A 21,154-nucleotide genomic window follows, 5' to 3' on the forward strand; every position below is an offset into this window, starting at 1 on the left:
CAGTAGGTTCCTCGGAACGTCACGACCCCGCCACCGGAGGGCTCCCCATGCGCCAGCTCGTCGTCACCGCCTTCGTCTCCCTCGACGGGGTCGTCGAGGCCCCGGGGGGCGAACCCGGCCACCGCAGTTCCGGCTGGACGTTCAAGGACGTCGAGTTCGTCCCGGAGGCCTACGAGATCAAGGGCCGCGAGCAGGAGGAGACGACGGCCCTCCTCCTGGGCCGCACCACCTACGAGGCGTTCGCCCCCGTCTGGCCGACCATGGACGACTTCGCCGGCTACAACGCCATGCCGCGCTACGTCGTCTCCACGACGCTCGCGCACGACGACGAGCGGTGGCCCGCGACGGTGCTGCGCTCGCTCGACGACGTCGCGGCGCTGAAGGAGACCGAGGGCGGCCCGATCGCGGTGCACGGCAGCGCGACCCTGGCCCGCTCCCTCGAGGACGCCGGACTCGTCGACCGGTACCACCTGCTCGTCTTCCCGCTGCTGCTCGGCGCCGGGAAGCGGCTGTGGAGCGAGACGGACAAGGACAAGCGGCCGCTGCGCGTGGTGGAGTCGCAGACCTACGCCAACGGCATCGTGAAGCTCGTCTACGACGCCGTGCGCTGAGCCTGCGCGAGGACGCGCAGGAACTCCTCGGCGGCCGCCCGGTCCGCGCTCGTCGCGAACTGCACCGGGCGGCCAGACAGGACCAGCTGCAGGACGATCCCGCCGAACCGCCGCTCCCGGACGTCGCCCGCGCCCACCTCGCCGAGCGGGACCGCGGCGATCGAGGCCCCGCCGACGAGCTGGGGACGGGACAGCCACAGCTGGACCGTCCCGACACCGAGGGCGCCTTCGCCGCCGACGAGCCCGGCCCGCAGCGGCAGCGCGACGAGGAGGTCCTCCCCCGCCGCCACGACGTGGCCGAGGAGCTGGGCCTGCGCGGCGGGGCTCACGGGCCGACCTCCGCACCCAGCACGACGCGGGCCAGCTCCCGCCGCAACCCGGGGCGCACGAGGACGTCGACGGCGTCGACCCAGTGCCCGACGGCACCGACCCCGAGCGGTCCCCACCCGCCACCGGCCGGGGCGAGGGCTGCCGGCAGCGTCTCGACCACCCCGCGGAACGGCCGGTCGTGGAACGGGGCCGTCGCGGGGCCCGGGGCGGGCAACCCCACCTGCGCCTGCCGCTGCAGCAGACCGTCGAGGGCCGCGCACAGCCCGGCCTCGCGCCCGCGCCAGTCCCCGGCCGCCAGGGCCCGGTCGAGGTGGGGGGCGACCCGGCCGCTCGGGCTGCCCGCGAAGACCGTCCCCACCCACTTGGCGTAGGGCGCCCAGACCCGGTCCAGCAGGAGCCCGAGCTGCACGGCGACCCCGGCGAGGCGGGCGGTGAGCAGGCGCGAGCCCAGGTCGTCACCGCGCGCCCCGGTGCGGCCGACGAACGGCAGTTCCTGCTCAAGCTGCTGCCAGGCACTCGCCACGAGGTGGCACCAGACGTCGTCGGGGTACCAGGCGAACCGGTCCCGCAGCGCCGCCCACCGGCCCTCGTCGTCGCAGAACACGGGTCCGGCGAGGAGTTCGAGGACGGCCTGCCCCGTGAAGGAGAACCAGTCGGCGGTCGTCGGTTCCTGCGCCGCCCCGACCCCCAGCCGGGCCCGCACGAAGCCGTCGGGCGTGTCGACCTCGACGCGGTGCCGCTGCGCCGGGTCCCAGGTCGTCGGGAAGCGCACGGGGTGTCCGGCCCAGGCCGGCGGCAGCTCGCGGTCCAGGAGGTCCCCGACGGGCCCGACCGCGTCCTGCGGGACGAGCACGGTCAGCCGCAGGCCCCAGTCGTGGTCGCGCGAGACCTCGTCGTCGAACCCCAGGACGTCCGATCCCGCGCCGAACCGTCCCGCGACGAGGGGGACGCCGGGCAGCTCGCGCCGCAGCAACGGCGCGACGACCTCGTCGTGGAACCCGCGGGCCAGGCCCGCACCCGTCTCAGGCACGGGCCCGCTCCAGCGGGGCCAGCCAGGCGCGGTAGGCGGCGAAGGTGCCCAGCGCGGCCGCGGTCATCCCGGGCACGTCCGCCGGCCCGGTCGCCTCGAGGGCCGCGGTCGTCTCGCGCCAGCGGCGGCCGGCCCCCTCGCGCCCGGTCAGCGACGTCGTCGCCGCGGCGGGCACCCCGGCGGCGACGACGGCCCGCGCGATGAGCCGGCCGCCGAGCGTCGAGCCGTCCAGGACGTAGCGGACGCCGAGGGCCGCGGCCCGGTCCGGCACCGCGGGGACGTCGGGGCACTCGGCCAGGGCGGCGACCTCGTCCTCGGGGACGGCGAGCGCGCGCAGGTCCGCCACCACGAGCTCGGCCCGGGCCCGTCCGGCGCCGTCGAGGGCGGCCGGGTCGGTGGCGGCCTGGGCGGCGAGGGCCCGTTCCAGCGGCGCGAGCAACCCCCAGGTGAGTTCCAGCCAGCGCCGGTGGACGGCGGTGTCCCACGGGCGGTCCAGGACGTCGAGCGCGGTGTCGAGGTCCGCGTGGGCCGCGGCCGTCGCCGAGCGCAACCGCGCCAGCGGTCCCTGTTCCGCGTCCACCGCCGTCCCCCTCCGTCGAGACCCACCTGCCAGTTCCCCCAGAAACTACTGGGTTGCGACACGCCCCGGGGTTGCTGCGACCCCCGACCGGGGGTCGAATGGGTGGAAGCCGTGGTCCAGAGACGCGCCGCGGAGGGACCGGAGACGACGGGGTTCCCCATGACCGTGCAGATGACCTCTCACAGCACCACCACCCGCAGCACCCACGACAGCCCCCACCCGGGACACGTGGTCGACGTCCGCGACCGCCCGCTGGAGGACCTGCGCCGGGCCTACGACGAGCGCTGGCACCTCGTGGCGGACGACGCCCCCGACCACCCGACGGCGGACGGCCTGTCGCGCAACGCGACCGAGATCGCCGACCTCGAACGTCGCTGCCGTCCCGCGGGCCGGGTGCTGCCGCGGCGCTCCGGGCCGGACCCCTCGACCTTCCTCGGCTGATCCCGGCGCCGTCCCGGAGCAGTCCGCGGGACTGTTGCCCGGAACGCACCGCTCCCCCGCGCCTGGCACGCTCTGTGCCAGTCGAGGACGAGGAGGGGTGCGGTGGAGGTGCGCGCGGAGGACGTCGCCGCGGCGGTCGGCGACGTCGCGGAGGTGCTGGCGGAGCAGGGCGAACCGCTCGACCTGGCCTACCGGCTGGTCGTGCACTGCGCGCGACTGCTGTCCGCCAGCGCGGTGGGGCTGCTCGTGGAGGACGCCCGCGGCGACCTCGGGCTGCTCGCGGCGAGTTCCGGCGAGGCACGGGTCGTCGAGCTGTTCCAGCTGCAGAACGACGAGGGCCCGTGCCTGGACTGCTACCGGACGGGGACGCCCACCGCCGCGGTCGACGCCGAGGAGCTGCGCCGGACCTGGCCGACGTTCGCCGTGGGTGCCGCCGCGCAGGGCATCGTCGCCGTGCACGCCGTGCCCGTGCAGGTCGGCGGCCGGACGATCGGTGCGCTCAACCTGTTCCGCGACCACGAGGGACCGTTCTCCGCGGTGGAGACGGACGTGGCGCACGCCATGGCGTCGTTCGTCGCGGTCGGCATCGGTCAGCTCGAGGCGAGCGCGCAGGGCGAGCGGCTGCGCGACCAGCTGCAGGTGGCCCTCGACACCCGGGTCGTCCTGGAGCAGGCCAAGGGAGTGCTGGCCGAACGGCACCGCATCCACCCCGACGAGGCGTTCGCGCAGCTGCGCGCGCGGGCCCGGGCCGAACGCCGCCGGCTGCGCGAGGTCGCCTCGGAGGTCGTGGCGCCGCTGGGCCGGGCTCGCGGCGCCTGACCCGGTCCCCGCGGCGTCCTCAGCGGCGGGTCCAGTTCCGCTGCACCAGGTGGTCGACCTCGGCGTTCCCCGGCGCGGCCTCCGCGCGGCGCAGGTCGCTCAGCAACGCGCTCGCCAGGTCGTAGAGCTTGACGTTGTGCGTCTGCGACACCTGCGACAACTGCCGGAACGCCGTGTCCTCGTCGCACCGCGTGAGGGCCATGATCGCGCCCTTGGCCATGTCGATGACGGGCCGCCGGGTCAGGGCGGTGCGCAGCTGGGCCAGTTCGGCCTGCAGCGCAGCGGTGTCCGTGCCGTCCGGGCCACGGCCCGTCGTGGGGTGGGGGGCGTCCAGCTCAGCGACCCCGCCGTCCTCGTCGTGCATCCTCGTTGCGTCCTCCGGTGCAAGCCGACCCTCCACCGGTCGACGGAGGGCGGTTCGCGCAGCGAGGTCTGGGCGGAGCGAAGCCGACGAAGATCCTACGACGGAACGGCCGTGCTCACGCGCCGTCGACGAAGGGCCCGAGCAGGCTGAGGTCGGCGGCGGACAACCGGTCCTTCGCGGTCGCGGCCTGGTGCCAGTGCGGGTACCGCAGCGGGACGGCGCTGACGTCGTCGAGGCGGCGACGTTCCTCGGCGCTCAGCACGAGGTCGGCGGCCGCGAGGTTGTCGCGCAACTGCTCGTCGGTGCGGGCACCGACGACGAGGGACGTCACGCCCGGACGTCCCAGCAGCCAGGCCAGGGCGACCTGCGCCGCGGACACCCCGTGCGCCTCGCCCGTCCGCACGAGCTCCTCGACGACGTCGTAGAGCTTCTCCTCGTCGTGCACCGGCGGTTCGGACCAGTTCCCCAGGTGCCGGGAACCCTCCGGCGCGGCGACGTCGCGGCGGTACTTGCCGGAGAGCAACCCGCCGGCGGGGGGGCTCCAGACGAGGACGCCGACCTCCTCCTCCAGGCTCAGCGGGAGGAGTTCGGACTCCGCGTCGCGCGCCTGCAGCGTGTAGTGGATCTGCTGGCTGACGTACCGCTGGTACCCGCGGGCGTCGGCCGTCGCGAGAGCCTTCATCAGCTGCCAGCCGCAGAAGTTCGACGCACCGACGTAGCGGACCTTGCCCGACCGGACGAGGGTGTCGAGCGCTTCGAGCGTCTCCTCCAGCGGGGTCTGACCGTCCCACTCGTGGATCTGGTAGAGGTCGACGTGGTCCGTCCGCAGGCGGCGCAGGCTGCGCTCGACCGACCGGACGAGGTGGTGCCGGGAGGCGCCCCCGTCGTTCGGGCCGGGGCCGACGACCATGCGCGCCTTGGTGGCCACGAGGAGGTCGTCGCGGCGCGACCCGAGGCCCTCGAGCACCTCCCCGGTGATCTCCTCGCTGAGCCCGTCGGAGTACATGTCGGCGGTGTCGAGGAGGTTCACCCCCGCGTCCAGCGCGATCTCCACCTGGCGCCGGGCCTGCGCCACATCGGTGTTCCCGACGGCCGCGAAGGCCCCCGTGCCGCCGAACGTCATCGTCCCCAGCGTGATCGTCGAGACGCGCAGCCCCGAGCGTCCGAGTCGTCGGTACTCCATGGGCCGGACGCTACTCCCCGCCTCCCGTCCGGGCCCCGCGACGTTCGCGCCAGTCCTCGACGAGGCGGGGCAGTTCCTCGATGAGGTAGGCGAAGAAGTCCTGCGCCTGGTCCAGGCGGGCCGCCGTCGCGCTGTCGCCGGGCACCGCCGTGAGGCCCTCCTCGAGGGTGGCGACGAGCGTCGCCAGCACGGCGGTCTGGGTGGCCGTGGTGTGGAACCACGTCTCGTCCTCGACGACGTACCGGTCGACCCGTTCCATGGGCAACCGCCTGCGCCGCAGCATGTCGACGCGTTCGAGGTAGCGCACGGCGCCACTGACGGCCGCGGCGCTGACCCCGAGCCGTCCGGCGATCTCGCGGGCCGTGAGGCTGCCGTCCTCCGAGGCCAGCAGGACGCTGAACGTGCGGGCCGCCATCCGCGGCATCCCGGCCCCCGCGAGCTCGAGCGCGAAGTCCTCCACGAAGTGGCGCAGGGCTTCCTCGTCCACGGAGCGGCGCGGAGCGTCGTCGCGGTGTCGGGTGGGCACGACCGTCACCCTACCGACGATTCACAGCTTTCACGGTTTTGTGAAACGAGCGTAGCGTGGTCCCCATGGACGCCGTCTCCACCGCGGGGTTGCGCAAGACGTTCGGGCGCCGGGTCGCCCTCGACCACCTCGACCTGCGCGTGCCGACCGGCGAGGTCCACGGTCTGCTGGGTCCCAACGGGGCCGGCAAGTCGACGACGCTGCGGATCCTGCTCGGACTGCTGCGCGCCGACGCCGGGCACGTGGAACTCCTCGGCGCGGACCCCTGGCGCGACGCGGCCGCCCTGCACCGCCGGCTGGCCTTCGTCCCCGGGGAGGTCGCGCTGTGGCCGAACCTGTCGGCCGGGGAGGTCGTCGACCTGCTCGGGCGCCTGCACGGCGGCCAGGACGCGCGCCGTCGCGCCGAGCTCGTCGAGCGCTTCGACCTCGACGAACGGTCCCGGTGCGGGTCCCTGTCGACGGGCAACCGCCGCAAGGTCGCCCTGGTCGCCGCGTTCTCGTGCGACGCCGAACTCCTCCTGCTCGACGAACCCACCGCCGGCCTCGACCCCCTCGGCGAGCAGCAGTTCCAGCGGACCGTCCGGGAGGTGCGCGCCCAGGGCCGCACCGTGCTGCTCTCCAGCCACGTCCTGTCCGAGGTCGAGGCCCTGTGCGACCGCGTCAGCATCGTGCGCGCCGGTCGCGTCGTGGAGACCGGGACGTTGAGCGCGCTGCGGCACCTGACGCGCACCCACGTCGCCGTCCGCGCCCGGCGCGCGCCGACGGGGCTGGACCGGCTCGCCGTGGTGCACGACCTCACCCTCGACCACACCGTCGAGGACGACGTGACCGGTGGGGGGACCGGGGTCGACGTGCGGTTCAGCGTGGACCAGGACGGGATGGGCGCGGTGCTGGAGGCGTTGCGGGACAGCGGTGTCACCGACCTCACGAGCACGCCGACGACCCTGGAGGAACTGTTCCTGCGGCACTACGACCAGCACGACGACCAGCACGACGACCAGCACGACGACCAGCACGACGACCAGGCCGGTGCGCGGTGAACGGGCGGGTCGTGCTCCTGCGCTGCGCCCTGCGCCGGGACCGGGTGCGCGCGGGGCTGCCCGTCCTGCTCCTCGGCGTGCTGCCGGCCGCGACGGCCTCCTCCTACGCCCGGCTCTACCCGACCGTCGCGGAACGGGCGACGCTGGACGCGACCGCCCGCAGGACCCCGGCGCTGCAGGCGCTCTACGGTCCGGTCGGCGACCTCACGACGGCCGGGGGTTTCACGGCGTGGCGCGTCGGTTCCTTCCTCGCCGCGGCCGTGGCGCTCGTGGCGGTGTTCACGGCCGTGCGGCACACGCGCGCCGAGGAGGACGCCGGCCGCGCGGACCTCGTCGCCGCGGGCGCGGTCGGGCGGTCGGCCCCCACCGACGCCGCGGCCCTGCTGGCCGCCGGGGCGGCCGTGCTCACCGGCCTGGTGACGGCGCTCGCCCTGGCGGCGACCGGGGCGGGTGCCGCGGGGAGCCTGCTGCTGGGCCTCGTCACGGGTCTCGTGGGTGCCACCGGTGCGGGCCTGGGACTGCTCGCGGCCCAGGTGCTGCCGACCGCCCGGTCGGCCCGCGCGGTCGCGAGCGCCGTCGTGGGGGCCGCGTTCCTGCTGCGCGCCGCCGCCGACACGGCGCCGCGCGGGTCAGCGCTGTCGGGACTCGGCTGGCTCTCGCCGCTGGCCTGGGTGGGCCGGGCGCAGCCGTTCGCCGGGGACCACTGGCCGGTCCTGCTGGCCCCGCTGGCGCTGACGGCGGGCCTCCTCGCCCTCACCCGGCTGCTGCGGCGGCACCGCGACCTCGGCGCCGGCCTGGTGGCCCCGCGGGGAGGCCGGGCGGGCGCACCGGGCTGGTTGCGGTCCACCACGGCGCTGGCCTGGCGGCTGGCGCGCGGGAGCGTGCTGGGCTGGTGCCTCGGGACGGGGCTGGCCGGGGCCGCGCTGGGGACCCTGACCCCCTCGGTCAGCGGGCTCCTGGCGGGCAGCGCGGGCGCGAGCGACGTGCTGCGGTCGGCCGGCGGGGCGCAGCAGGTGGGTGCCGCGTTCCTCGGCACGCTCACCGCGGTGTACGGCCTCGTCGCGGCGGCGGCCGGGGTGCAGGCCGCCGTGCACGCGCGCGAGGAGGAGGCCGGCGGGCACCTGGACCTGCTGCTGGCCACGGGCGGACGGCGGTTGCCCTGGTTCCTCGGGCACCTGTCCGTCGGTCTCCTCGCCTCGGCGCTGACGCTGCTGTGCGGGGTCGCGGCCACCCGGGCGACGGCGGGCGCGGCGGCGCCGGCGTGGGGTCCGTCGCTGACGGCGGCCGCGACGCAGCTGCCGGCGGTGTGGTTCCTCACGGCCGTGGGGTTCGCGCTCGCGGGGGCGCTGCCCCGGTGGGCCGCCCTGGCGTGGGCGGTCCTGGCGGCCACGACCCTGGCGTGGTTCGCCGGTCCGCTCCTCGGGCTGGGGTCCTGGGTGGGCGACCTGTCCCCCACCACGCACCTGCCCGCGGCGCCCGGCGCCCCCGTCGCCGTGACCGCCACCGTCGTCCTCGGCGCGGCCGCGGTGGCGCTCCTGGTGGCCGGGGCCGTCGCGGTGACGCGCCGGGACCTGCGCGGTCGCTAGCGCGTGCGCAGGGTCCGCTCGACCGACAGGGTCCGGACCTGGGCCGACCCGCCGCGGACGGTGACCTGGCCGCCCTGGAAGTCCTGCACGAGCGCCCCGCCGGTGGTCCGGGCGTCCGAGACGGGGTACCCGAGGACCCCGGCCTCCCAGCCGCGGGCGGCCCAGGCGTCGCGGACGGCGCTCGGCACGACGTGCGTGCCCGCCGCCGGGGAGGAGTAGACGGACCCGTTCTGGAAGTGGGCGTAGGACCCCGCGGGCAGCGAGGCCGCCGTCGTCGTGGGGAACCCGAGCGCCCCGTTCTCCCAGCCGCTCGCGCCGTACCCGGACAGGACGGACCCGCCGAGGGCCTGCGCCCCCGTCGCCGGCGACCAGTAGACGAGACCGCCCTGGAAGCGCTGGGCCACGCCGCCGCGGACGGCGAACTCGGCGCCCGTGGGGTACCCGAGCCAGCTGTTCTCCCACCCGAGGGCGGCCCAGCGGTCGCGGATGGCCCCGCGCACCGCGGCGGCGCCGGTGGCGGCGCTCCAGTAGACCGACCCGCCGGCGAAGTGCTGCCCGTACCCGCCGCCGCGCAGCGGTCCGAGCTCGCGGGCCGTCGGCAGCCCGAGGACGCCGCCGTTCGCGCCGGCCGCGGTGTAGGCCTGCAGGATCGCGCCCTTGACCGGGATGCCGCCGAAGCTGCGCGACCCGTCGGCGTTCTGCCCGGCCAGCGGGGTGCGGCGCGGGGACCCGACGTCGGCCACCCAGTAGGAGCGCCAGACGGTCCGCCCGCCCGACCACAGGGTCGTGTAGACGAGCCCGATGCCGACGTTGGTGTACTTCGGGTCCTGCAGGACGGCCCGGTGCGGGTCGGACTTCATCCAGGTGTCGACGGCGAGGTTGCCGTTCTCCAGGCCGTGGGTGTCCGCGTTGCCCATGTCGGCCGTCGCGACGATCTCGCCCCACTGCGGGAAGTCCGACAGCAGCGTCTGCAGGTTCGGGTTGTGCTTCATCCCGTCGCCCTGGCCGAGGACGTCGGCCCAGTCCTGGGCGACCGTCTCCAGCGTCGGGTCCAGCGTCAGCGCGGGCGCGCCGACGGCGGCGCGCTGGGCGTTGAGCCCGTCGAAGATCTGCTGCTGCTGGGTGTCCACGGGAACGACCGGCTGCAGCACCTGGACGGCGGCCGCCGCCGGGGCGGCGGTGGCGACCTCGGCGAGCCCTGCGCAGGGCAGCACGACGAGCGCGGCGAGCACGGGGGCGAGCGCACGGGCACGCCCGGTGGCACGAGCGGTGCCACGAGCGGAGCGGCGGGGAGCAGTCGACCTGGTCACCCGTTTGGTGTCGTCCTCGGGCACCCGTCACGACAGCGCCCGCCCGGGCTACCCCCGCCCGGGCGAGCGCTCGTCACCCGCGGTGACTACCCCTGCGTCGCGCCGCCCGCGGGTCCCTCGATCGCCGCGGGTCGCTGCTGCGCGGCCCGCACGCGGGCGACGTCGAGCTTGGCGGAGCGGTCGAAGGAGTAGACCCCGTTCTGCTCCTGGAAGACGTCGGTGAGCTGGGTGTAGCAGTAGCCGAACATCAGCGGGTCCTCGAGCAGGACGCCCGTGAGCCCTTCGAAGCGGTGGTGGAACTCCTCCTCGGAGCGCGGCGGCTCGCCGTACCCCCACGAGGACGTCGCCCCCCGGTCCACCTCGGGGTTGCTGGCCGCGACGTCGGGCCGCCACCAGATCCCGCCGAACTCGCTGCAGAACCACGGCTGCCCCTGGTACGGCAGGGACCACGGTTCGCCGTCGGCTCCGTAGTTCGTGTCGGGGTTCCCCGCGGCCAGGCCGGCCATCTCCGCGGCGAACTGCGCCGGGTCCTGCGTGTAGTTGTGCGAGTCCCACACGTCGGACTCCAGGACGCGGTGGGAGTACCCGGAGGCGTCGAGCACGGGCCGGGAGGTGTCCATGGCCTTGGCCGCGAGGAACATCGCCCGCGTCACGTCGTCGAGCACCTGACCGCGGTCGGTGAGGCCCTGCCGGGTCTCGTTGAGCCCGCACCAGCCCACGACGCTGGGGTGGGAGTAGTCGCGTTCCAGGGCCTCCAGCCACTGGCTGACGAAGTTCGGCGTGGGGCGCTGGTGCTCCCCGCGCACGGACGTGCCCTCCTCCACGGCCCCCCAGTCGCCGAACTCCCCCCACACGAGGTAGCCGAGCCGGTCGGCGTGGAAGAGGAACCGCTCCTCGAACACCTTCTGGTGCAGCCGGGCGCCGTTGAACCCCGCCTCCAGGGCGAGTTCGACGTCACGGCGCAGGGCCTCGTCGGTCGGGGCCGTCATGAGGCCGTCGGGGTAGTACCCCTGGTCGAGCACGAGGCGCTGGAACACCGGCCGGCCGTTGAGCAGGACGGCCTTGCCGTCGATGCTCACCGAGCGCAGACCGGCGTACGTCTCGACAGTGTCGACGACGTCCCCGGTCGCGTCCCGCAGCGTGAGCGTGACGTCGTACAGGTGCGGGTCGCCCGGACCCCACAGCCGCACACGGTCCGCCGGCACCGGCAGCGTCAGCCGCGGGGACAGGTCGAGGTCGGCGCGCACGGACGCCGTGACGACCTCCCCCGCCTCGTCGCGCACGACGGCCTCCAGCGTCCAGCCGGCCCGGTCGCCGGCGGTCCCGGTCCCGCTCCGGCGCAGGGGTTGCTCGAGGTGGAACGTCGACCCCGCGACGTCGGGCGTGATGCGCGGGCGCCCCAGGGACACGTCCGGGACGGGTTCGGCCCAGACGGTCTGCCAGATCCCCGTCGTGCGGGTGTAGAGGCACTCGTAGTTCTCGTAGCGCGTCGACTGCTTGCCGCGGGCCTGCGGGCCGTAGCGGTCGTCGCGGGCCCGCACGACGACGGTCACCTCCCCCGTGCGGTGGCCGAGGTCGGCGGTGAACGGCGTGAAACCGCCCCGGTGCCGGACGACCTCCGCACCGTCGACCCACACGGTCGCGTCGTGGTCGACCGCGCCGAAGTGCAGGAGCGTGCGGCGACCGGCCCAGTCGGCCGGGACGGTGAACGTCCGGCGGTACCAGACGGCCGGCAGGAAGTCGGTCGTCCCGACGCCCGACAACTCCGACTCCGGCGCGAAGGGGACCGTGATGGTCCCGGCGAGGTCCCGGTCGCGGAGCCCGCGTTCGAGGCCGGAGTCGCCCGCGTCCACCTCGAACTGCCAGGTGCCGTTGAGGGTGAGCCAGTCGGCGCGGACCACCGAGGGTCGCGGGTGCTCGGGGCGCGGGGTGGTGGGCACGGACGTCTCCTCGTCGATGACGGTGTCGCTGCTTGCGGGCCCAGTCTCACCGACGGTCGTACATCGTTGCAAGCGTGGGTCCACACAACGCTATGCAGCGTTGCAAACGCGTGCTAGGTTCCGCAGCACTGATCGGGACAGAGTGGTTCTCGGTTCTCGACCAGCCGGTGCCCGCCACCCGGCAGCCACCGACCGCCAACGACGGCAGGGACGGACACGCGTGAACAGTCATCCCCCAGGGCCCAGGAGCCCGTTCAGCCGACGGACGCTGCTGCGCGGCGGCCTCGCCGCCGGCGGTCTCGGCCTGGTGGCCGGCGCCGCGGGCTGCGGCTCACCGCTCGCCGCCGGACTCGTCGGGTCCCAGCTCAACCCGGGGACCGTCACCTTCTGGAACCTCTTCGGAGGCGGCGACGGTGCCCGCCTGCAGATCATGCTCGACGAGTACCGCAAGCAGCAGGGCAGCGCCGACTCCCTCGTCGCGGCCACCTTCGCCTGGGGCAACCCGTACTACACGAAGGTGTCGCTGGCCACGCTCGGGAACAAGCCGCCGGACGTCGCCGTCTCGCACCTCACCCGGGCCACCAACCTGGCCGCGGCGGGGCTGCTGGAGCCGATCACCGACGAGACGCTCGCGCTCGTGGGCCTCAAGACCTCCGACTTCACCCCCAAGGCGTGGGAGGCCGCGAAGTTCGAGGGCCAGTCCTACGCGATCCCCATGGACACCCACCCGTGGGTGCTCTTCTACAACACCGAGGTCTGCCAGAAGGCCGGGCTGCTCGGCGCGGACGGCAAGCTCACGAAGATCGAGGGCCTGCAGGCCTGGGAGGACGCGCTCACCGCCGCCAAGCAGGCCACCGGGACCTACGGCGCCGCGACGGCGTCCGTCGGCGACGACTCCAACTGCTGGCGGTTCGTCAACACCCTCTACAGCCAGCGCGACGGCGCCAAACCCCTCATGAGCGAGGAGGGGCAGGAGATCACCATGGACGACGCGCTCATGGTCGACACCCTGGCGACGATCCAGCGCTGGACCTCCTCCGGGCTCATGCCGAAGGTCGTGGACACGCCCGGGGCCGAACTGGCGCTCTCGCAGGGTCAGTCGGCGTTCTTCATGAACGGCGAGTGGGAGATCACGACGCTGCAGAGCATCGAGGGCCTGAAGTTCAGCATGGCCGCCTTCCCGCAGCTGTACGAGAAGCCCGCTGCGCACGCCGACTCGCACTCGTTCGTCCTGCCCCGGATGGACCGCGACGCCGACCAGCTCAAGCGGGCCATGGGCTTCGTCCACTCGATGCTCGAGCAGGGCATGACGTGGGCCGAGGGCGGCCACGTCCCCACCTACCTGCCGATCTTCGACAGCCAGCAGTACAAGACGCTGGAACCGCAGGCCGACTACGCCGAGACCGCGACGTACGCCTCGTACGACCCCGCGGCCTGGTACTCGGGCTCGGGCTCGAACTTCGAGACCGTCACCGGGTCCCAGATCGGTCTGGTCCTGCAGGGCCTGACGACCCCGGAGGCGGCCACGGCCAGCATCCGCAACCAACTCGAGACCTACGCGCGGACGGCGAACCCACTGTGAGCACCCAGACGATCGGCGCCTCCACGACGGCGCGACCCTCCGTGCGCGGCACGGACCCGGACCGGCTGCGCCGCACGAACAAGGCCTGGCTGTTCGTCGCCCCCTTCGGGCTCTTCTACCTGGCCTTCCTCCTCGGTCCCTCGATCTACATGTTCGTCGCGAGCTTCTTCGACACGAGCATCGTCAAGACGGGCCTCGGCAACTTCATCGGCCTGGAGAACTACACGACGCTCCTGTCGTCCTCGGACTTCTGGTCGTCGATGTGGCACACGCTGCAGTTCACGCTCTACACCGTGCCGCCGCTGGTCGTGCTGTCGTTCGTCTTCGCCGTCCTGGCCAACCGCATGCAGCGCGGGCAGATCTTCTGGCGGATGGCGTTCTTCACCCCCTTCATCCTCCCCTCGGCCGCCATCTCCCTCGTCTGGGTCTTCATCTTCACGGCCGACACCGGGCTGTGGGCGACGGTGCAGAAGTGGCTGGGCAGCGAGGCCCCGTCCCCCGTCCTGGCGACCCCGAACCTGGCCATGGTCGGCATCGCGGTCGCGACCGTGTGGTGGACGATCGGCTTCAACTTCATCCTCTACCTGGCCGGGCTGCAGGACATCCCGCGCGAGCTCTACGAAGCGGCCGCCATCGACGGCGCGACCCCGTGGCAGCAGATCCGGCACCTGACGATCCCGCTGCTGAGCCGCACGACGACTCTCGTCCTGCTGCTGCAGATCATCGCCAGCCTGAAGATCTTCGACCAGGTGTACCTCATGACCAGCGGTGGTCCGGGCACGAGCACCGAGACGGCCCTGGTGTTCATCACCAAGACCGGGTTCACCGACTACCGCATCGGTGCCGCCGCGGCGGCCTCGTTCGTCCTCTTCCTCGTCATCCTCGTCATCGCCCTCGTCCGCCAGGTCGTCGAGCGCGCCCAGCTGAAGGGAGCCTGAGATGGCGACCACCGGTGCCGCAGGTACCTCCCGCCGGTCCGGCATCTCCGCCGCCGCACCGCCGCCCCGCGTGGCCAAGGTCGGGACGAACGGCGGGAAGACGTTCAACCGCATCGCGGTCGTCGTCCTGACCGTCTTCGCGGTGCTCTGGCTCGTCCCGAGCCTGTGGGCGATCAAGACGTCGCTCACCGCCAACTCCGTCTCGGCCCTGGGCACGCAGGCGATCCTCAAGGACATCAACCCGACGCTGGCGTCCTACTCCTCACTGCTCGGCGGCGGGGACCTGTGGAACTGGTACCTGGCGAGCTTCATCACCTCGACCCTGTCCGCGGTGCTCGTCGTGCTCTTCGCCTCGATGGCGGCGTTCGCGCTGTCGCGGATGCGGTTCCGCGGCCGGCAGGTCGTCTTCCTGCTCGTCATCGCCGGGATCATGGTCCCCGCCGACGTGCTCATCATCCCGATCTTCCAGATGCTCAACACGGTCGGGCTGCTCAACACCTACTGGGCCGTCATCTTCCCGCAGGTCTCCAGCGTCATCGCGCTCTTCGTGTTCAAGCAGTTCTTCGACGGACTGCCCAACGAGCTCGAGGAGGCCGCGCGCATCGACGGGGCGGGGAACTGGCGCATCTACTGGTCGATCCTCATGCCGCTGTCGCGCCCGGTGCTGGCGGCCATGGCGATCGTCACGTTCGTCGGGGTGTGGAACAACCTCATCCTGCCGCTGTTCGTCCTGTCCAACCCCGACCTCATGACCATCCCCGTCGGTCTCGCGACCGTCCAGGGCTCCTACGGCCAGCGGTTCTCCGACATCCAGGCCTCCACGGTCCTCGGGGCCCTGCCGCTCGTCATCCTGTTCGTCATCTTCCAGCGCCGCATCGTCGAAGGTGTGGCCGGAACCGGTCTGAAGGGCTGAACCACCCCGTGACACGCCTCGACGGAGTCGTCGACCTCGACGTCTCCGGAGCCACCATCAGCCGTCACCTCTACGGGCACTTCGCCGAACACCTCGGCCGCTGCATCTACGAGGGGTTCTGGGTCGGGGAGGACTCCGACATCCAGAACACCTCGGGCGTCCGCGACGACGTCGTGCAGGCGCTGAAGGACATCAGCATCCCGAACCTGCGCTGGCCGGGCGGCTGCTTCGCCGACGAGTACCACTGGATGAACGGCGTCGGCCCGCGCGAGGAGCGGCCGTCGATGGTCAACACCCACTGGGGTGACGTCGTCGAGGACAACTCCTTCGGCACGCACGAGTTCATGCGGCTGTGCGAGCTGCTGGGGGCCGACCCGTACGTCTCGGGCAACGTGGGGTCCGGCACGGTCGCCGAGATGAGCGACTGGATCGAGTACCTCACCCGCTCCGGCGACGCCCCCATGTCCCGGCTGCGCCGCGAGCACGGCCGGTCCGACCCCTGGACGGTCCCCTTCTGGGGCATCGGCAACGAGAACTGGGGCTGCGGCGGCAACATGACCGCCGAGCAGTACACCCAACTCGCCGCCCAGTTCGCGACGTACTGCCGCAACCACGACGGCAACGAGCTCTACCGGATCGCGGCGGGTCCCAGCAAGGACGACTACCACTGGACCGAGACGCTGATGAAGTCGATCAGCAGCCTCGGCGGCCCGGTCACCGCCCGCAAGCACAACGGGTGGCAGGCGCTGTCGTTCCACTACTACACGCACGCCAGCGACGACTGGCAGCACAAGGGGTCGGCGACGGAGTTCACCGCCGCCGAGTACCACGAGACGATGGTGCGGGCGTGGCGCATCGACGAGATCGTCCGCGGCCACGTCCGGGTCATGGACGCCTACGACCCGGAGGCGGCCGTCGGGCTCGTCTGCGACGAGTGGGGCACCTGGTGGGACGTCGAACCGGGGACCAACCCGGGGTTCCTCTTCCAGCAGAACACCCTGCGGGACGCACTCGTGGCCGGGCTGCACTTCGACGTGTTCCACGAGAACGCCCGCCGGCTCGTCATGGCCAACATCGCGCAGACCGTCAACGTGCTGCAGGCCATGGTCCTCACCGACGGGGCGCGGATGGTCCTGACGCCCACGTACCACGTGTTCGCCATGAACGCGGGGCACCAGGACGCCACGTCCCACGCCGTCCAGGTGACGTCGGCGGACGCGGCGTACGAGGGTGAGCAGGGGTCCTACCGGACGCTCACCACGACCGTCAGCTCCAAGGACGGTTCCGCGCTCGTCTCCCTGACCAACCTCGACGTCGAGGGGCCCGCGACGGTCCGCCTCGACCTGCGGGGCAGGAACTGGGAGATCTCCCGTGCGCGGGTGCTGGCCGGAGCGACCGTCCAGGCCCACAACACGGTCGACGCCCCGGACGCCGTCGCGCCCGCGTCGTTCGACGGGGCGCGCCGGGACGGCGACACCCTCGTCGTCGACCTGCCGCCGCACTCCTTCGCGACGGTGGAGCTCACGCTCTCGTGAGCCTCAGCCCGTCGTGAGCTCGCAGGTCCGCAGGACCCCGGCCAGCGTCCCGGACGGCAGTCCCCTGCCGTCCGGGCGCGGCCAGTGCACGCACACCTCGTCGTAGCCGGCCTCGGCGAGCGCACCGGCGAACCGCGGCCAGTCCGCGTACGCGCCGCGCTCGTCGAGGCCGAGCAGCGCCACCTTCCGGACCTCGCCCGCCCCGGGCAGCGCGGCGAAGCGCTCGAGCGGTGCCGTGAACCGGGCGACGGCCTCCTCGACCCCGTCCCCGGGGCGGGGTTCGCCCTCGCCGTAGGTGACCCACCCCTCCCGCAGCCGGGCGGCGAAGCGCATCCCCCGCCGACCGGCGGCGGCCACCGTGAACGGGACCCGCCCGGCCACCGGTCCGGGCAGGTTCCTGGCGTCGTGCGCGGTGTAGTGCTCCCCCGCGACGTCGGTGACCCGTTGCGAGAGCAGCGTGCGCAGCAGCGTCGTCCACTCCTCGAAGCGGTCCTGCCGTTCGCGCGGGGTGAGCGGGGGCACGCCCAGGACCGACGCGTCGTGGGCCGACGTCCCCGCCCCCACGCCGAGCTCGACGCGGCCACCGGAGAGCTGGTCCAGCGTCATGACCTCGGCGGCGAACGTCACGGGGTGGCGGTAGTTCGGGGAGGCGACGAGCGTCCCGAGGCGGACCCGCTCGGTCGCGAGCGCCGCCGCGGCCAGCAGCGGGACGGCGGCGAACCAGGGCCCGTCGCGCAGGTCGCGCCAGGAGAGGTGGTCGTAGCTGAACACCGTGCGGACCCCGGCCTCCTCGGCGGTCCGGGCGGTGTCGGCGAACGCGTGCGGGTGCAGGTCGTTGAGCACGACGCAGGAGAGGTCCACACGGGAACGTTAGCCGCGGCGCCACCACCGGCGCCGGGTGCGCGGCGGTTCCGGGGCCGGGGCGGGCGGCGGCGGCGGGCGCCGCTGACGCCACTGCTCGACGAGCGCCTCGACGTCGAGCAGCGCCACGACCACGAGCGGCCCGTCCGCCGGTCGCCGGTACAGCTCGCGGACGCGGTCGTTGAAGTCGGCGGCCACCTCGCGCACGGTCCGTTCGCCGCCCAGCTGGTGCAGGTCGCGCAGGAGCACCTCGCGTTCCCGGCGCAGCGCCAGCGGCAGCGGCAGCATGGCGCTGACGTCGAACCCCTCGCGGCGGGCCTTGTCGGCGGCCCACTGCTCGGCGGTGAACTCCCGGTCCAGACCGGGCAGGGGTTTGCCGGCACCGGGGAGGTTCTCGAAGTCCCCGCGCTCGTGCGCCTCCCGCACCTGCCGTTCGATCCAGTCCTCGAAGGAGGTGCCGAACGGTTTGCGCCCGCCGGTGCTCACGCCGCGACGCTAACCCCGCGAGGACCCCAGGCGCAGCGCGAGGACGGGGCAGAGCCGTTCGGCCTCCCGCGCCCGCGCCAGCAGTCCGTCCGGGACGACGGCGCGCCGTCCCCCGCCGCGGACGGCCGGGAAGCCCCAGTCGTCGGCGACGAGCAGGTCCGGCAGCAGGTCGGTGCACGCGCCGTGCCCGTCGCACGCGGCGAAGTCGATGCGCAGCTCGGTCACGCCGCCACCGCCCGGGCGGCCAGGCACGCCCCGCGCCGGTGGGCCGCCACCTCCGCCGGGAAGGCGGTGAGCGCGCTGGCCACCGTGCGGGCCGAGGCGTCGGGGTGCCGGCAGGCCCCGCGGTCCACCAGGAGGCCGACGGTGCGGCGCAGCTCGTGCACCCCGTCGGCGTCGAGGCGCCCGGCGGCCAGGGCGAGGGTCAGCTGGTGCAGCCGCGGCAGCCCGAAGGTGCAGGGACCGCACTGGCGGACCGACGCCGCGGCCAGGTGCCCGACGACGACGGCCGTGACGGCGAGGGGGCACTCCCCCGCGAGGAGCGGTCGCACGACGCCCGCGCGGACCGCGTCGACCGTCAGCGGGACCGTCACGTCGGATGGGGTCCACGTCCCGTGGTAGCCGCCGAGCAGCACCCCGGCCCCGGTCGCGACGCCCTCGCGGTCGAGCACGACGTCGAGCGCGGAACCCGCCGGCACCTCCAGGACCCGGGGTCCGGCGGCCGTGGCGAGGGTCAGCAGGACGGTGTCCGGCTGGTGCCCGTGCCGGGCCAGCAGACCGGTCCGGGCCAGGGTCTCGACGTTCTTGACCACCGTGGGGCGGCCCGCCAGACCGCTGCGCCACAACGGGACACCCGTGCCCCGCGGCCGGGCCGCGAACCCGTCGAGGTGGGCGACGACGGCCGACTCCTGCCCGGCGACGAACCCGGGGGCGGCCGCCACCACGTGCACGTGGACGGGGCCGTCGACCCCGCCCCGCTCCCCGGCGGCCCGGCGCACGGCCTCGAGCCCCGGCCCGGCGGCCGCGCAGACGACGACGTCGGGAGCCCCGACCGTCGTGGCGGCCGCGACGGCGCCGTCGAGGACGAGGTGCGGGACGGTGGTGAGCAGGGTCGCGTCCTTGCGCGAGAGGGGCTCCCCCTCCACGCCGTTGACGACGACGACCCCGCCGGGTCCGGCCGCCCGGACGCGGTCGAGCTCGGCCGCGACGGGGCGGGCGGCCCCGCCTCGACCCTGCAACCCGCTGCGCCGCAACCGGTCGATCAGGTCGGGCACACCGGCGGTGCCGGCGGGACGGTCGGGGCTGGTGGTGAGCATCACCGGGGACTCTCCTGCAGGACGGAGGGACGGCGGACGGGGTCGGCGGGGCGCCAGCGGTCGCGGCGGCGACCGGCCACGACGGCCGCGACGACGGCGCCGACGCAGGCGGTCGCGAGCGCGAGGCCCCAGGGCGTGCGGGTGTCGGTGCCGACGCCGAGCGCGTGGGCGAGGCTGACGGCGAGGAACGGCCAGGCGAGGGCGTGCACGGCCCGCCACACGCGCCGGCCCAGCCGGACGCGGGCCAGGCTCGTGGCCACGACCGCGACGAGCAGGAGCACCGCCACGGTGCCCAGCCCCGTCCAGAACCGCTCGTACCCGGCGCTGAAGGGCACGACGACGGCGAGCAGCGGGACGTCGACGAAGGAGTCCGCGACGACGCTCCCGACGTGCAGGAGGAGGAACCCCAGCGCCGCGAGCGCCAGGGCGCGGTGGACCAGCGGCGTCACGACGCGGGGCGAGCGGCCGAGCCGGCGGCCGCCGTGGGCCAGGACGCCGAGGACGACGACGAGGGTGAACAACGGCAGCAGGACGAGGCCGCTGGCGCGCGACAGCGCCCAGAGCAGTTCGGAGCTCACGCCGGCCACCGCCCCGTCGTCCGGACGGTCCCGTCGGCGCTCACGCACCGCGCGCTGACCCCCGCGGCGGCGAACCAGCCGAGCGCCGCCCGGCCGCGCACCAGCGCCGCCGTGCTGGCCGTGTTGGCCTCGACGCAGCTGTCCGCGGCGACGGACACCGTGCGCCACACGGGGTCGGCCGGCAGCAGCGTCCGCGGGTCCAGGACGTGGTGCACCTCGCGGGTGCCGTGGCGCCACCGGCGCGACCGGGTGCTGGACGTCGCGAGCGCACCCCCGGCCGGGAGCGCGACGACCTGCGCGGGTTCCCCGGGCCCGTCGCTGACGAGCACCTCCCAGCGCCGGTCCGGCCCCGCGGTCGCGACGTCGCCGCCGAGGGCGAGGAGGACGCCGGTCCCGAGGCGGTCGGCGACGAGGCGCGCGGCCCGGTCGGCGGCGACGGCCTTCGCGGTGGCCCCGAGGTCGAGGTGGACGTCCGCGGGGACGCGCACCCGGCTCCCTACCAGCTCGACGTCCCGCCAGTCCCGCCGTCCGCGCGTCACGACCCGCACCGCCAGCGGCCCGGCGGCGCCGGACAGCGAGAACTGCGCGAGGGGACGGTCGTAGCCGAGGGCGCACATCGCGTCGCCCAGCGTCGGGTCGACGTCCCCGTCGGTGCGCTCGGCGGCGCGCAGGGCCTCGGCCAGCAGGTCGGCCAGGGTGGGCGAGACCTCCGTCCAGCGGTCCGCGGGCAGGCGGGACAGCTCGCTGTCGGGGCGGAACCGGTTGCACGCGTCGTCGACGCGGGACAACTCCGAGACGACGATCCCGCGCGCGGCCGGCAGGCCCGCGGGGTCCTCGACCACGAGGCGGGCCGTCGTGCCCCAGACGTCCCACTGCGCGACCGCCTCGGTGACGGGCAGGGTCTCGGTGAGCGGCATCACGAACCGCCCGAGGTGGCCGCGCCGGACCCCGACCCGGCCGACGTGCCCGACGTTCCGGGGGCCCAGCCCGACGACCCCTGGTCCGTGGTCGTGGTGGAACTCGTGCTCGTGCCCGCGCTCGTGCCCGATGTGTCCGTGCTGCTCGTCGTGGCGAAGGCGGCCGTCGCGCCGGCGGTGGCCACGACCCCGCCCACCACCACCCCTGCGGTGATCCACCGCGCCCGTGTCGTTCCCATGCCGCTCAGCGTGCGCGGCCCGGCTCGCC

The 21,154-nt window shown here is 74.4% G+C and carries 24 protein-coding genes; 9 read left to right on the forward strand and 15 right to left on the reverse strand.

Annotated elements, in window-relative coordinates:
• Positions 1-47 precede the first annotated feature (47 nt).
• On the forward strand, positions 48-611 hold the full coding sequence (locus tag AB0637_RS11435) for a dihydrofolate reductase family protein (protein WP_366172275.1): 564 nt from the start codon (positions 48-50) through the stop codon (positions 609-611).
• Here the strand turns inward: AB0637_RS11435 and AB0637_RS11440 are convergent.
• From AB0637_RS11440 to AB0637_RS11450, 3 genes are read right to left on the reverse strand one after another with little or no spacing between them, the layout of a single operon-like run.
• On the reverse strand, positions 593-940 hold the full coding sequence (locus tag AB0637_RS11440; protein WP_366172276.1) for a hypothetical protein: 348 nt from the start codon (positions 938-940) through the stop codon (positions 593-595). The two genes, AB0637_RS11435 and AB0637_RS11440, sit on opposite strands and share 19 nt — an antisense overlap.
• A complete protein-coding gene (locus tag AB0637_RS11445; RefSeq protein WP_366172277.1) occupies positions 937-1,971 on the reverse strand; it encodes a DUF4037 domain-containing protein in 1,035 nt (344 codons plus the stop codon). The genes AB0637_RS11440 and AB0637_RS11445 overlap by 4 nt, the downstream gene beginning before the upstream one ends.
• Entirely contained in the window at positions 1,964-2,551 is a 588-nt protein-coding gene (locus tag AB0637_RS11450; RefSeq protein ID WP_366172278.1) for a biliverdin-producing heme oxygenase, read from the reverse strand. The genes AB0637_RS11445 and AB0637_RS11450 overlap by 8 nt, the downstream gene beginning before the upstream one ends.
• A 171-nt stretch (positions 2,552-2,722) precedes the next feature.
• On the opposite strand from AB0637_RS11450, the gene AB0637_RS11455 reads away from it, so the two are divergent.
• Both AB0637_RS11455 and AB0637_RS11460 read left to right on the forward strand, forming a co-directional pair.
• On the forward strand, positions 2,723-2,992 hold the full coding sequence (locus tag AB0637_RS11455; protein ID WP_366172279.1) for a hypothetical protein: 270 nt from the start codon (positions 2,723-2,725) through the stop codon (positions 2,990-2,992).
• A gap of 102 nt (positions 2,993-3,094) precedes the next feature.
• Complete coding sequence (locus tag AB0637_RS11460) at positions 3,095-3,811, forward strand: GAF and ANTAR domain-containing protein (protein WP_366172280.1); 717 nt, start codon at positions 3,095-3,097, stop codon at positions 3,809-3,811.
• Positions 3,812-3,830: 19 nt separating this feature from the next.
• On the opposite strand, the gene AB0637_RS11465 is transcribed toward AB0637_RS11460, so the two are convergent.
• The 3 genes from AB0637_RS11465 to AB0637_RS11475 all read right to left on the reverse strand — a co-directional run bounded on the left by AB0637_RS11465 (position 3,831) and on the right by AB0637_RS11475 (position 5,884).
• Entirely contained in the window at positions 3,831-4,175 is a 345-nt protein-coding gene (locus AB0637_RS11465; protein WP_366172281.1) for an ANTAR domain-containing protein, read from the reverse strand.
• Between the two features lie 115 nt (positions 4,176-4,290).
• Positions 4,291-5,358, reverse strand: a complete 1,068-nt coding sequence (locus tag AB0637_RS11470; protein ID WP_366172283.1) for an aldo/keto reductase — start codon at positions 5,356-5,358, stop codon at positions 4,291-4,293.
• Between the two features lie 10 nt (positions 5,359-5,368).
• Positions 5,369-5,884, reverse strand: a complete 516-nt coding sequence (locus AB0637_RS11475; protein WP_366172285.1) for a MarR family transcriptional regulator — start codon at positions 5,882-5,884, stop codon at positions 5,369-5,371.
• Between the two features lie 65 nt (positions 5,885-5,949).
• Here AB0637_RS11475 and AB0637_RS11480 point away from each other — a divergent pair, with 65 nt between their 5' ends.
• Positions 5,950-6,924 (forward strand): ABC transporter ATP-binding protein, encoded by a 975-nt coding sequence (locus AB0637_RS11480; protein ID WP_366172286.1) that lies wholly within the window; start codon positions 5,950-5,952, stop codon positions 6,922-6,924.
• Positions 6,921-8,510, forward strand: a complete 1,590-nt coding sequence (locus tag AB0637_RS11485) for an ABC transporter permease (RefSeq protein WP_366172287.1) — start codon at positions 6,921-6,923, stop codon at positions 8,508-8,510. Before AB0637_RS11480 ends, AB0637_RS11485 begins: the two co-directional genes overlap by 4 nt.
• On the opposite strand, the gene AB0637_RS11490 is transcribed toward AB0637_RS11485, so the two are convergent.
• The gene (locus AB0637_RS11490) at positions 8,507-9,742 is read right to left on the reverse strand and encodes a CAP domain-containing protein (protein WP_366172288.1); all 1,236 of its coding nucleotides are present in this window, start codon (positions 9,740-9,742) and stop codon (positions 8,507-8,509) included. The genes AB0637_RS11485 and AB0637_RS11490 overlap by 4 nt on opposite strands.
• 164 nt (positions 9,743-9,906) lie before the next feature.
• On the reverse strand, positions 9,907-11,760 hold the full coding sequence (locus AB0637_RS11495; protein ID WP_366172290.1) for a sugar-binding domain-containing protein: 1,854 nt from the start codon (positions 11,758-11,760) through the stop codon (positions 9,907-9,909).
• A gap of 220 nt (positions 11,761-11,980) precedes the next feature.
• Between AB0637_RS11495 and AB0637_RS11500 the strand changes: the two genes are divergently transcribed.
• From AB0637_RS11500 to AB0637_RS11515, 4 genes are read left to right on the forward strand one after another with little or no spacing between them, the layout of a single operon-like run.
• The gene (locus AB0637_RS11500; protein ID WP_366172291.1) at positions 11,981-13,342 is read left to right on the forward strand and encodes an extracellular solute-binding protein; all 1,362 of its coding nucleotides are present in this window, start codon (positions 11,981-11,983) and stop codon (positions 13,340-13,342) included.
• Positions 13,339-14,280 carry a sugar ABC transporter permease gene (locus AB0637_RS11505; protein WP_366172292.1) on the forward strand — a complete coding sequence of 314 codons (942 nt, stop codon included), beginning with the start codon at positions 13,339-13,341 and terminating at the stop codon, positions 14,278-14,280. Before AB0637_RS11500 ends, AB0637_RS11505 begins: the two co-directional genes overlap by 4 nt.
• 1 nt (position 14,281) lies before the next feature.
• A complete protein-coding gene (locus tag AB0637_RS11510) occupies positions 14,282-15,193 on the forward strand; it encodes a carbohydrate ABC transporter permease (protein WP_366172293.1) in 912 nt (303 codons plus the stop codon).
• Positions 15,194-15,201: 8 nt separating this feature from the next.
• A complete protein-coding gene (locus AB0637_RS11515) occupies positions 15,202-16,728 on the forward strand; it encodes an alpha-L-arabinofuranosidase C-terminal domain-containing protein (protein WP_366172295.1) in 1,527 nt (508 codons plus the stop codon).
• Positions 16,729-16,731: 3 nt separating this feature from the next.
• Here AB0637_RS11515 and AB0637_RS11520 read toward each other — a convergent pair whose 3' ends face one another.
• From AB0637_RS11520 to AB0637_RS11550, 7 genes are read right to left on the reverse strand one after another with little or no spacing between them, the layout of a single operon-like run.
• Entirely contained in the window at positions 16,732-17,589 is an 858-nt protein-coding gene (locus AB0637_RS11520; protein ID WP_366172296.1) for an LLM class flavin-dependent oxidoreductase, read from the reverse strand.
• Between the two features lie 9 nt (positions 17,590-17,598).
• The gene (locus tag AB0637_RS11525; protein WP_366172297.1) at positions 17,599-18,075 is read right to left on the reverse strand and encodes a DUF1992 domain-containing protein; all 477 of its coding nucleotides are present in this window, start codon (positions 18,073-18,075) and stop codon (positions 17,599-17,601) included.
• A 9-nt stretch (positions 18,076-18,084) separates the two neighbouring features.
• Positions 18,085-18,300: a ferredoxin gene (locus AB0637_RS11530; protein WP_366172298.1), complete on the reverse strand. Its 216-nt coding sequence runs from the start codon at positions 18,298-18,300 to the stop codon at positions 18,085-18,087.
• Positions 18,297-19,391, reverse strand: a complete 1,095-nt coding sequence (locus AB0637_RS11535) for an NADH-ubiquinone oxidoreductase-F iron-sulfur binding region domain-containing protein (RefSeq protein WP_366172299.1) — start codon at positions 19,389-19,391, stop codon at positions 18,297-18,299. The genes AB0637_RS11530 and AB0637_RS11535 overlap by 4 nt, the downstream gene beginning before the upstream one ends.
• Positions 19,391-19,969, reverse strand: a complete 579-nt coding sequence (locus AB0637_RS11540) for a ferric reductase-like transmembrane domain-containing protein (RefSeq protein ID WP_366172300.1) — start codon at positions 19,967-19,969, stop codon at positions 19,391-19,393. Before AB0637_RS11540 ends, AB0637_RS11535 begins: the two co-directional genes overlap by 1 nt.
• The gene (locus AB0637_RS11545) at positions 19,966-20,886 is read right to left on the reverse strand and encodes an FAD:protein FMN transferase (RefSeq protein ID WP_366172301.1); all 921 of its coding nucleotides are present in this window, start codon (positions 20,884-20,886) and stop codon (positions 19,966-19,968) included. The genes AB0637_RS11540 and AB0637_RS11545 overlap by 4 nt, the downstream gene beginning before the upstream one ends.
• Positions 20,886-21,125, reverse strand: coding sequence for a hypothetical protein (locus tag AB0637_RS11550; protein ID WP_366172302.1), 240 nt, complete (start codon positions 21,123-21,125; stop codon positions 20,886-20,888). Before AB0637_RS11550 ends, AB0637_RS11545 begins: the two co-directional genes overlap by 1 nt.
• Positions 21,126-21,154 lie beyond the last annotated feature (29 nt).

This window comes from Kineococcus sp. NPDC059986 (assembly GCF_040702905.1).
GTDB lineage: Bacteria > Actinomycetota > Actinomycetes > Actinomycetales > Kineococcaceae > Kineococcus.

What these genes read in the sequence shown, in the direction of transcription:
- AB0637_RS11435 (WP_366172275.1), top strand. Translation starts at nt 48, where the DNA reads ATGCGCCAGCTCGTCGTCACCGCCTTCGTCTCCCTCGACGGGGTCGTC.
- AB0637_RS11455 (WP_366172279.1), top strand. Translation starts at nt 2,723, where the DNA reads ATGACCTCTCACAGCACCACCACCCGCAGCACCCACGACAGCCCCCAC.
- AB0637_RS11465 (WP_366172281.1), bottom strand. Translation starts at nt 4,175, where the DNA reads ATGCACGACGAGGACGGCGGGGTCGCTGAGCTGGACGCCCCCCACCCC.
- AB0637_RS11470 (WP_366172283.1), bottom strand. Translation starts at nt 5,358, where the DNA reads ATGGAGTACCGACGACTCGGACGCTCGGGGCTGCGCGTCTCGACGATC.
- AB0637_RS11480 (WP_366172286.1), top strand. Translation starts at nt 5,950, where the DNA reads ATGGACGCCGTCTCCACCGCGGGGTTGCGCAAGACGTTCGGGCGCCGG.
- AB0637_RS11510 (WP_366172293.1), top strand. Translation starts at nt 14,282, where the DNA reads ATGGCGACCACCGGTGCCGCAGGTACCTCCCGCCGGTCCGGCATCTCC.
- AB0637_RS11535 (WP_366172299.1), bottom strand. Translation starts at nt 19,391, where the DNA reads ATGCTCACCACCAGCCCCGACCGTCCCGCCGGCACCGCCGGTGTGCCC.
- AB0637_RS11545 (WP_366172301.1), bottom strand. Translation starts at nt 20,886, where the DNA reads ATGCCGCTCACCGAGACCCTGCCCGTCACCGAGGCGGTCGCGCAGTGG.
- AB0637_RS11550 (WP_366172302.1), bottom strand. Translation starts at nt 21,125, where the DNA reads ATGGGAACGACACGGGCGCGGTGGATCACCGCAGGGGTGGTGGTGGGC.